General features: G+C 66.6%; 7 protein-coding genes. 3 read left to right on the top strand and 4 right to left on the bottom strand.

Going from position 1 to position 10,042, the window contains the following annotated elements; all coding sequences use genetic code 11:
- The 4 genes from HGR_RS15890 to HGR_RS15875 all read right to left on the bottom strand — a co-directional run.
- Positions 1-2,777: 2-oxoglutarate dehydrogenase E1 component (locus HGR_RS15890; RefSeq protein WP_006299396.1), on the bottom strand; the 2,777-nt coding region annotated here is incomplete at its 3' end.
- Positions 2,778-3,125: 348 nt separating this feature from the next.
- Positions 3,126-5,768 carry a branched-chain amino acid ABC transporter ATP-binding protein/permease gene (locus HGR_RS15885; RefSeq protein WP_006299395.1) on the bottom strand — a complete coding sequence of 881 codons (2,643 nt, stop codon included), beginning with the start codon at positions 5,766-5,768 and terminating at the stop codon, positions 3,126-3,128.
- Positions 5,769-5,826: 58 nt separating this feature from the next.
- Positions 5,827-6,705: a branched-chain amino acid ABC transporter permease gene (locus tag HGR_RS15880; RefSeq protein ID WP_006299394.1), complete on the bottom strand. Its 879-nt coding sequence runs from the start codon at positions 6,703-6,705 to the stop codon at positions 5,827-5,829.
- A 220-nt stretch (positions 6,706-6,925) separates the two neighbouring features.
- Positions 6,926-8,119 (bottom strand): ABC transporter substrate-binding protein, encoded by a 1,194-nt coding sequence (locus HGR_RS15875; protein WP_006299393.1) that lies wholly within the window; start codon positions 8,117-8,119, stop codon positions 6,926-6,928.
- 226 nt (positions 8,120-8,345) lie between these two features.
- Here HGR_RS15875 and HGR_RS15870 point away from each other — a divergent pair, with 226 nt between their 5' ends.
- The 3 genes from HGR_RS15870 to HGR_RS15860 all read left to right on the top strand — a co-directional run.
- Positions 8,346-8,750: a nuclear transport factor 2-like protein gene (locus HGR_RS15870; RefSeq protein WP_006299392.1), complete on the top strand. Its 405-nt coding sequence runs from the start codon at positions 8,346-8,348 to the stop codon at positions 8,748-8,750.
- Positions 8,751-8,761: 11 nt separating this feature from the next.
- Entirely contained in the window at positions 8,762-9,697 is a 936-nt protein-coding gene (locus HGR_RS15865; protein ID WP_006299391.1) for a polysaccharide deacetylase family protein, read from the top strand.
- Positions 9,694-10,042, top strand: a 349-nt coding sequence (locus HGR_RS15860) for an amidase family protein (RefSeq protein ID WP_006299390.1), incomplete at its 3' end; no start/stop codon positions are given. The genes HGR_RS15865 and HGR_RS15860, both read left to right, overlap by 4 nt.

The following is a 10,042-nucleotide window of genomic DNA, read 5'->3' as shown; positions in this document are numbered from 1 at the left end:
CGACCCGCGTAACCGAGCTTCTGGCCATCCAGCATGTTTTCGTGGATGTTGTGCTGGATGAAGAACCAAGCACCCTGGTTCTGCGGTTCATCCTGGCACCACACGATCTCGGTGGCGTTCGGGTACTTCTTGAGTTCCGCGCCGAAGACCTTGTGCGGGAAGGGATAGAGCTGCTCGATGCGCAGAATGGCGACGTCGTCCAGTCCCTTTTCCTCGCGCTTCTTGACCAAGTCGTAATAGACCTTGCCCGAGCAGCAGATCACGCGCTTGACCTTGGCGTCGTCCGCGATCTCCTTCTGCTCGCCAATGACGGTCTGGAAACCACCCTTGGTGAACTCGGACAGCGGTGACGTGGCGTCCTTGTTGCGCAGCAGGGACTTGGGCGTCATGATGACCAGCGGCTTGCGCAGCGGGCGCACCATCTGACGGCGCAGCACGTGGAAGATCTGGCTGGCGGTGGTGGGCTGCACCACTTGCATGTTGGTGTCGGCGGCCAGTTGCATGAAGCGCTCCAGGCGCGCGGAGCTGTGCTCCGGGCCTTGGCCTTCGTAGCCGTGCGGCAGCATCAGCGTGATGCCGTTGACGCGGCCCCACTTCACTTCGCCCGAGGCGATGAACTGGTCGATCACGACCTGCGCGCCGTTGGCGAAGTCACCGAACTGGGCTTCCCAGATCACCAGGGTGTGCGGATCGTTGGAGGCGTAACCGTATTCAAAGGCCAGCACCGCCTCTTCCGACAGGATGGAGTCGATGACGGTGAACGGCGCCTGGCCCTCGCCCACGTTTTGCAGCGGGATGTAGATGCCTTCGTCGTACTTCTCGCGCTTCTGGTCGTGGATCACGGCGTGACGGTGCGTGAAGGTGCCACGGCCGCAGTCCTCGCCCGACAGGCGCACGGGGTAGCCCGCTGCGACCAGGGAGGCAAAGGCCATGTGCTCGCCCATGCCCCAATCCACGGGCATGTCACCACGGCCCATCGCGGCGCGGTCGTCGTACACCTTCTTGACCAGTTGGTGCGGTGTCACGCTGTCGGGAATGGTGGTCAGCTTTTCAGCCAGGCGCTTCCACTCGGCCAGGGGCAGGGCCGTGTCAGCGGCGTCCGTCCACTTCTTGTTCAGGAAAGGCGACCAATCGACGGCAAACTTGCTCTTGAAGTTGGTCAGCACCGGGTCCACCGTGTGCTTGCCAGCGTCCATGGCGGCGCGGTACGCCTTGACGTACTCATCCGGACCATCGGGCGGCAAGATGCCCTGCGTGACCAGCTTGTCACCGTAGAGCTTGCGCGTGCCGGGGTGCACGCCGATCTTCTTGTACATCAGCGGCTGGGTCAGGCTCGGGGTGTCCTGCTCGTTGTGGCCCAGCTTGCGGAAGCAGACGATGTCCACCACCACGTCGCGGTGGAATTCCATGCGGTATTCCAACGCCAGCTTGGTGGCCAGCACCACGGCTTCGGGGTCGTCGCCGTTGACGTGCAGCACCGGCGCTTCGATCATCTTGACGATGTCCGTGCAATACAGCGTGGAGCGGCTGTCGCGCGGGTCGCTGGTGGTGAAGCCAATCTGGTTGTTGATGACGATGTGCACCGTGCCGCCCGTGCTGTAGCCACGGGTCTCCGAAAGCGCCAGCGTTTCCTGGTTCACGCCCTGGCCAGCAATGGCAGCGTCGCCGTGCACCAGCACCGGCAGCACTTGCTTGCCTTCAGCGTCACCGCAGCGGTCCATGCGCGCGCGCACGGAACCTTCCACCACGGGGTTGACGATTTCGAGGTGCGAGGGGTTGAAGGCGAGGCTCAGGTGCACCGGGCCGCCAGGGGTGGTCACGTCGGAGCTGAAGCCCTGGTGGTACTTCACGTCACCGGCGGGCAGTTCCTCGGGCGCGGTGTGATCGAACTCGGCGAACAGGTCCTTGGGCATCTTGCCCAGGGTGTTGACCAGCACGTTCAAGCGGCCGCGGTGGGCCATGCCGATCACGACTTCCTGCACGCCCTTGGCGCCAGCCTGCTGGATCAGCGCGTCCATGGCGGCGATGAAGCTCTCGCCGCCTTCGAGCGAGAAGCGCTTCTGACCGACGTACTTGGTGTGCAGGTAACGCTCCAGACCCTCGGCGGCCGTCAGGCGGTCCAGGATCTGCTTCTTCTGCTCGGCCGTGAAATTCGGGTTGGCGCGGGTGCTTTCCAGCTTTTGCTGCCACCAGCGCTTCTGCGTCTGGTCGGTGATGTACATGTACTCGACACCGATGGTGCCGCAGTACGTCTCGCGCAGCGCGTTGAGCAGCTGACGCAGCGACATCGTCTCACCCGGGAAGAAGGTGTTGCTCGTGTTGTAGACGGTTTCCTGATCACCGTCGGTGAAACCGTAGAACGCGAGGTCCAGTTCGGGGATTGCGGGACGCTCGGTGCGCTTGAGCGGGTCCAGGTCGGCCCAACGTGCGCCGACGTTGCGGTAGGCGGCGATGAGCTGCTGCACCGCGGTGCGCTTGCGCCCCATCTCGGAGTCGGCGCCGGTGGCCATCACCACCTGGGTGACACCCTGCTTGGCGCGTTCCGCGAATGCGTTGATGACGGGCAGGTGCGGCACGTCGCGGCTGTTGCTGCCGTCCACTGCGGGCACGTGCTGCAGCGCGTCGAAATAATCGCGCCAGTTGTCGGGGACGCTGCCGGGGTTGGCAAGGTAGTTCTCGTACATCTCTTCGACGTACGGGGCATTGCCACCGAACAGATAGGTGTTATCGCGGTAAGTCTGATAGACAGACGACGCGGAGCCGTTGGATTCGCTCATTGCGCTGACCTCCGTTTCCCTGCAGGAAACTTTGACTGGTTTAAGAAACCTTCCGCGGCACGGCTGAACCGGTTAGCGGATGCGACTGTGGCTGGAAGGGCCCAAGGGCGGCTCCATGTGGATACCCCGCCCCTCAGTACGGACGGGATTGTGCCACCGAAACAGCGCTGCAACGCAAACGGAGGGGAACGAATTCACGGAGCAGGGAAATAAGCGGCCTCTCAACCAGCGTCTCACCGCGTCTCGGGCACGCTGCGTTCGATGATCGCCCCGCTGCAGGCACGCGCGGATGGGGCAACCCACCGCCCAGCCCGCCGTTACCGGGGTTTCACAGGGTTACGTCAGGCATCAAGCTGGCATTGGCGTCGATTTCGCCTGCTGCCCCAGATAAGCCTGGGCCAGCGCACCGTCCGCCGCGATGTCGGCGGCCGTGCCCTGCGCCACGACGCGACCACCCTCGATGACATAGGCGCGGTCCGCCAGGGCCAGGGCCAGACCAGCCATCTGGTCCACCAGCAGCAAGGTCATGCCCTCGCGGCGCAATTGGTCCAGCGCGGCGAACAGCTCGGCGATCACCTTGGGTGCCAGGCCCAGCGAGGGCTCGTCCAGCAAGAGGATGCGCGGGCGCGCCATCAGGGCACGCGCGATGGCCAACATCTGCTGTTCGCCGCCCGACAGCAGGCCGGCGCGCTGGTGCAGGCGGTCGCGCAGGCGCGGGAAACGCCGCAGCTGCTCCTCCACCCGCGCATCCCGGTCCGCAGGCTGCAGGAAGGCGCCCAGGCGAATGTTGTCCAGCACGCTGAGCTCGGGGAAGACTTGGCGCCCCTCGGGCACCAGCACCACGCCCCGGGCCACCACTTGCTCGGCGCCGAAGTTCTTGAGTTCCAGGCCTTCGAGGTGGATGCCGCCCTGCACCGGCCGGTGCAGGCCTGCCAAGGCCTTCATCAAGGTGGACTTGCCCGCGCCGTTGGCGCCCAGCAGGGCCACCACCTCCCCTTGGCGTACTTGGAGATCGATGCCATGCAGCACGGGCTCGGCGCCGTAACCCGCCACCAAGGCGCCCACACCCAGCATTTCGCGACCTTGCCCGGTGCCGGTCGAGTCGGCCGCGCGGGGCTCGGAGCCGCCTTCCAGAGTTTCGCCCAGATAGGCTTGCTGCACCGCCGGGTCGGCCTGCACCTGGGCGGGCGTGCCCACGGCCAGGCGCACACCCGCGTCCAGCACGACCACTTGGTCGCTGATGCCCATGACCAGGGCCATGTCGTGCTCCACCAGCAGCACCGTCACCCCCGCGTCGGCGATGCGGCGCAGCAACGTGCCCAGGCGCTCCTTGTCTTCGCGAGAGAGGCCGGCCGCGGGCTCGTCCAGCAGCAGCGCCTCGGGGTCGGCGGCCAGGGCGCGCGCGATCTCCACCAGGCGTCGGTCCACGTGCGGCAGGTCGGCGGCCAGTGTGCGGGGATGCCCGGTGTAACCACACCAGCGGATCAGTTCAACGGCCCGCGCGGTCAACGCAGGATCCAGGCGACCGGTCGATCCCAGCAGCGGCCCGAGCCGGCCCCGGTGCAGGGCCAGCACCACGTTGTCCAGCACGCTCAGGCTTCCGAACAGCTGCGAAGTCTGATAACTGCGCGCCACGCCCCGGCGCGCGATGCGCATGGCGTCCAGGCCCGTCAAGGTCTCACCGCCCAGCGCGAAATCACCCTCGGTGGGTTGGTAGAAGCCACCCAGCATGTTCAAGGCCGTGGACTTGCCCGCACCATTGGGGCCGATCAGACTGGTCACGGCGGCGGCGGGCGCCTCGAAATACAGATCGGACACGGCACGCACGCCGCCAAACCGCATGCTCAGGCCTCGTGCGGTCAGCGGCAGGCGCACACGCGGGGGTAAGGCAGGCGCCTCGTCCACTCGCATGCTGGAAGGCGCGGACGCCGAGCCCGCAACGGCCCCTGCATCGGGCATGACATCCGGGATGACATCCGCGCAGGACGGCCGCTGCAGAGTTGGCCGCAGACCCGGCCGCAAAAGTGACTGAAAGCGGCGCAACATCCCCGCCACGCCGTCCGGCGCGGCCCACAGCACCACCAAGAGCAGCACACCGAAGAAAAGCAGCCGGTATTCCTCCAAACCCGAGAGCAGTTCCGGCAGCAGGCCCACGATGACCGCGCCGATCATCGGCCCCGCCACCGAGCCCGCGCCGCCCAGCATGACGACCAGCACGAAGAGGATGGACTGAGCGAAGCCAAAGGTGTGGGGCGTCACGAAGCCCGACAGCGGCGCGAACAGCGCGCCCGCCGCCGCCGCGCAGAGCGCCGACAGCGCGAAGGCCACGGTCTTGATCACCAGCGGGTTCAGGCCGATGGATTCGGCGGCCGTCTCGGCGTCGCGCACCGCGCGCATGGCCGCGCCCCAGGTGCCACACGCCAGCCAGGCGTACAGCGCCAAGGCCAGGCCCGCCGCCGCGATGGCCAGCAATGCCATGGCGCGTTCGCCCTGGGCCAGGCCGCCCAGCACCGGCCCGCTGATGCCCATGATGCCGTTCTGCCCACCCGTCAGCGCGCCCGCCTCGACGATGCCGTGTTCCACGATGAAGCCAAAGGCGATGGTGATCATCGCCAGATACGGCCCCTTCACGCGCAGCGCGGGCAAGGCCAGCAAGGCGCCGCAGACCGCGCCGAGCGCAGCCGCGATGGGCCAGGCCACCCAGAAGCTGACCCCGGCCTTGGTGGTCAGGATGGCCACCGTGTACGCGCCGATGGCGTAGAAACCGACGTGGCCAAACGACATCTGACCGGTCAATCCAATCAGCACGTTCAGGCCCACGCCGACGATGGCCAACAAGGCCACCTGGGCCAGGACAAACACCCAGTAACCATTGAGCGAGAGCGCAAGGCCTGCGCCGAGGACCAGCACGGCCAGGAAGGCCGCAATCTGCAGCGGCGTGCCCAGGCCGAGCGCGACACCGCCCTGCTTCTTTTTGTTGATCCAAGTCACGGGCTCATCTCCCTGCCAAGCATTGCGGCGCGAGTGCCTTCAAACATCTGACAGGCCTTCATACCTTCTTCACTTCCGCGCGGCCGAACAGGCCATTGGGGCGCCAGGCCAGCGCCGCGATCACCAGCGCGAAGGTCAGGATCTGGGTGTAGCCCGAACCCAGCGTGGTCGTGATGGTGGCCTCCACCAGGCCAAAGATCAGCCCGGCGATCATCACGCCCCAGGCACTGGTGATGCCGCCCAAGATGGCGACCGCGAAGGCCTTGAGGCCGAACAGCGTGCCCATGTCCGAATGCACATTCATCAGCGGCGCGATCAGCACGCCAGCGATGCCCGCGAACAGGGCCGAGAGCGCGAAGGCCAGCGCCACCGCGCGGCGGATCGGAATGCCCATGAGGCGCGCGGCCGCGCGGTTCTGCACCACGGCCAGCATGGCCGTGCCCCAGCGGGTGCGGCGCGAGACCAAGTGCAGCGCCGCCGCCAAGGTCAGCCCCACGAGCGGGATCAGCAGTTGCAGCGGGTAAACGCCCAGGCCCAGCCCGCCCACCTCGATCGGCGACTGCGCCAGCGGCGACGGCAGGCTGCGCGGCTCCTTGCCGTAGGTGGCCATGACCACGTTATCGAGCACGATGCCCAGGGCCACGGTGGCCATCAGCCAGGCGTCCGAACCACGGTTGACGAAAGGCCGCACGGCCAGCAGTTCCACCAGCAAGCCGTAGACCGCGCACAAGGCCAGGGCCAGCAGCACGGCGGCGTAGCCGGGCCAGCCCAGGGTCTGCGCGAAGGTGTAGGTGAGCACCGCGCCCAGCATCATCGAACTGCCCTGGGCGAAGTTGACCGTGCCGCTGACGGCGTAGGTCACGTAAAAGCCCAGGGCCATCAGCCCGTACATGCTGCCCAGGCCCAGGCCGCTGACCAGCGCGGATAGCACCAGCATGAATCTTCCCTCTCCAAAAAATCAAACGGAAATCCTCCGCCGGACCGTCCCTGTGATCACGTCAAGGCAAGGGCTTCGGAACTGGTGAAGAAATCGTAGCGAGCGGCCCGAGCGCAAGGCGGACGGAGCACAGCCACCGGAACGTACTTGAGGTACGTGAGGATGGCGAGCACCGCCCAACGCGGCGATCGGGTTGCGCAGTAGATTTATTCACCAGTTCTCAGTTCAGGCCCACCGGCACGATCCTGTTGTCGATGAACTGCGCCCAGACATAGTCATCGGCCAACACGGCGTCATGCACCTCGGGGCTGAAAGGCTTGTTGTAGGTCTTGATCAGACCTTCGTACTTGCCAATCTTGTAGAAGCCCTGGCGCACGGCGTCGCCCTCGGTCGAGCCTGCAGCCTGGATGGCCAGCGCCGCCAAGTGCACGCCGTCGTAGGCGTTGGCCACGCCCACGGCCGGGGTGATGTCGCCGGGGCCCTTGACGTTGGGGTACTTGGCCATCATGGCCTTGATCACGCGCTCACCCACGGGCGACTGCTTGCCGAAGAAGCTGTAGGTCTGCACGAAGTGCACGTCCTTGGCGTTCGGACCGGCCAGCTCGGTGAAGCGACCACCGGCAGGACCCCAGTGCGAGACCACCGGCACCTTCCAGCCCATGCGCTCCAGCGACTTCACCACCTGGGCCGAGGGGCCGACGTTGCCCACCAGGAACAGGGTGTCGGCTCCCGCCGCCTTCAGGCGCGTGAGCTGGGGCACCATGTCCACGTCGTTGGCCTCGTATTTCTCGATGCCGACGGGCGTCACGCCCTTGGCGGCCATGGCGGCCTTCAGCCCCTTCTCGTTGCTCTCGCCCCAGGGATTGTTGACAAGAATCAGGCCGGGCTTGGCCGTCTTGAAGGTCTTCTGCGCATAGGCCAGCATGCCCACGTCCACGATTTCGTCCACGGCCGAGACGCGGAAGGCGAAATTGGGATTCGCGCCATTCTTGGTGATGCCCGTGCCTGCGGCCCAAGGCCCCATGAAGGGCACTTTTTCCTGATTGATCAGCGGCACGATGGCCATGGAGACCGGCGTGTCCAGGCCGCCGAAGATGACCGCCACCTTCTCGCGGTAGATCAGTTCGCGCGCGGCCACCACGCCCTTGGCGGGGTTGGCCTCGTCGTCACGGCGCACCAGCTCCAGCTTGCGCCCGCCCAGCAGGCCGCCCTTGGCATTGATCTCGTCGATGGCGAGTTGCATGCCGCGCGTGATGGCCTCGCCTGCCAGCGCCGACTGGCCCGACAGCGCGGTGACCAAGCCGATCTTGATGGGCTCGGCGGCGAGGGAAGGCGCCGAAACGGCGGCAGCGGCCAGGCTCAGGCCGGCGGCCAACAGGCCGCGACGACCGAGGGAAAAGGAAAAGCGGTTCATGGCATGACTCCAGGTAAGGGATGGGAAAGGACGGCCTCGCGGGCTTCGCCTCACCATGCAAGCGACGTGCCAATGTCGCCAATCCTTGTTTTTTCTTGTATTCACCTTAACAACAATATTGTCAACAATATGGCATGTCTTTTGCGAGCACGATTTTGAAACGTCCCGCCCCACAGCCCTTGGTGCATCCGGCACCAAAACAGGGACGACCGAGAGGAATCCCCCCATGACCCCACCCACCCCCGCCGCCATCGTCGACGAATACCTGCGCCTGCTGATGATCCCGGACCCGGCCGCCGCCAGCCAGTTCATCGCGCCGGAACTGCGCATCCGCTTCACCGGCGCCCGCTCCATGCAGGCGCCCGCCGAATGCGCGGCCTTCAACGCCACGCGCTACCAATGGGTCAAGAAAAAAGTGGAAGCCACCGAGACCGTGGCAGGCGGCACGTCCGAGCACACCGTCGTCTACAGCCTGGGCACGCTCTACGGCGTGTGGCCGGACGGCACGCCTTTCGAAGGCAACCGCTACGTGGACCGCTACGTGGTGCAGCATGGACTGATCACGCAGATGGACGTGTGGAACGACAGCGCCGAGTGGCTGCTGGTGCGCGCCGGATTGGCCACCCTGTGAGGTACAGCCCCATGCCCGCCCTCTACCCCGGCCAACTCCCCGACCACGGACGCTTTCCTTACCAGGCCATCACGCGGCGCGCCGACTACCACTGGCCGGGCGGCGCACGGCTGGCGGTCTACTTGGCGTTGAACATCGAGCACTTCGCCTTCGGTGAAGGTCTGGGCGCGATGATCGGACCCGCCTCGCCCCAACCCGACGTGCTGAACTACAGCTGGCGCGAGTACGGCAACCGCGTGGGCGTGTGGCGCTGCCTGGAACTCTTTGACGAATTGAAGCTGCCCGCCGCCGCGCTCATCAACACCGCGCTCTATGACCACTGCCCCGAGGTGGTGGTGGCCTGCGCCGCGCGCGGCGACGAGCTGGTGGGCCATGGCCACAGCAATGCCGAGCGCCAGGGCGTGCTGGACGAACAGGCCGAGCGCGAGCTGCTGGCCCTGTGCCGCGACCGCATGCGCGCGCGCAGCGGCGCCGCCCCCGCGGGCTGGCTCTCGCCCTGGATTTCCGAGAGCAAGCTCACGCCCGATCTGCTGGCCGAGGCCGGCTACCGCTACACACTCAACTGGTGCCACGACGACCAGCCCGTGCGCATGACGACGCGCGGCGGCCAGGGCCTGTGGTCCATCCCCTACCCGCAGGAACTCAACGACATCCCCATGATCGTGGGGCGCCAGATGGACGGCAAAGACTTCGCACAGATGATCGTGGACAACTTCGACGAGATGCTCGAACAGTCGCGCCAGCAGCCGCTGGTGATGGGCATCGCCCTGCACCCCTACCTGGTCGGCCAGCCCTACCGCCTGCGCCACCTGCGCCGCGCCCTGCAGCACCTGGCCGCCGCGCGCGGCACGGGCGGTGCGGGCGGCGACGTCTGGTTCACCACGCCCGGCGCCATCTGCGCGCACATGGACCGCCTCGCCCACACCCACACCGAAACCGCCGCATGAACGCCCCCCTGCCCTTCCCCCTCACAGACACCGTTGGCGCCTGGGTGCCGCACGGAAAATTCAGCATCGCTGGCCAGGCCGAAGGACCGCTGGCGGGCCTGACCTTTGCCGCCAAAGATTTGTTCGATGTGGCCGGCCAGCCCACGGGCGCGGGCAACCCCACATGGCTGGCCACCCACCCCATGCCCACGCAGCACAGCGCCGTCGTCGCCCAGTTGCTGCAAGCCGGGGCCACGCTCATGGGCAAGGTGCTGACCGACGAGCTGGCCTACAGCCTGCACGGCGACAACCTGCACTACGGCACACCGCTCAACAGCCTCTACCCGGCGCGTGTCACCGGCGGGT

This window comes from Hylemonella gracilis ATCC 19624, from assembly GCF_000211835.1.
GTDB classification, from domain to species: domain Bacteria; phylum Pseudomonadota; class Gammaproteobacteria; order Burkholderiales; family Burkholderiaceae_C; genus Hylemonella; species Hylemonella gracilis.
Note: the sequence above shows the minus strand (reverse complement) of the source record. Positions and strands in the feature narration are given on the sequence as shown.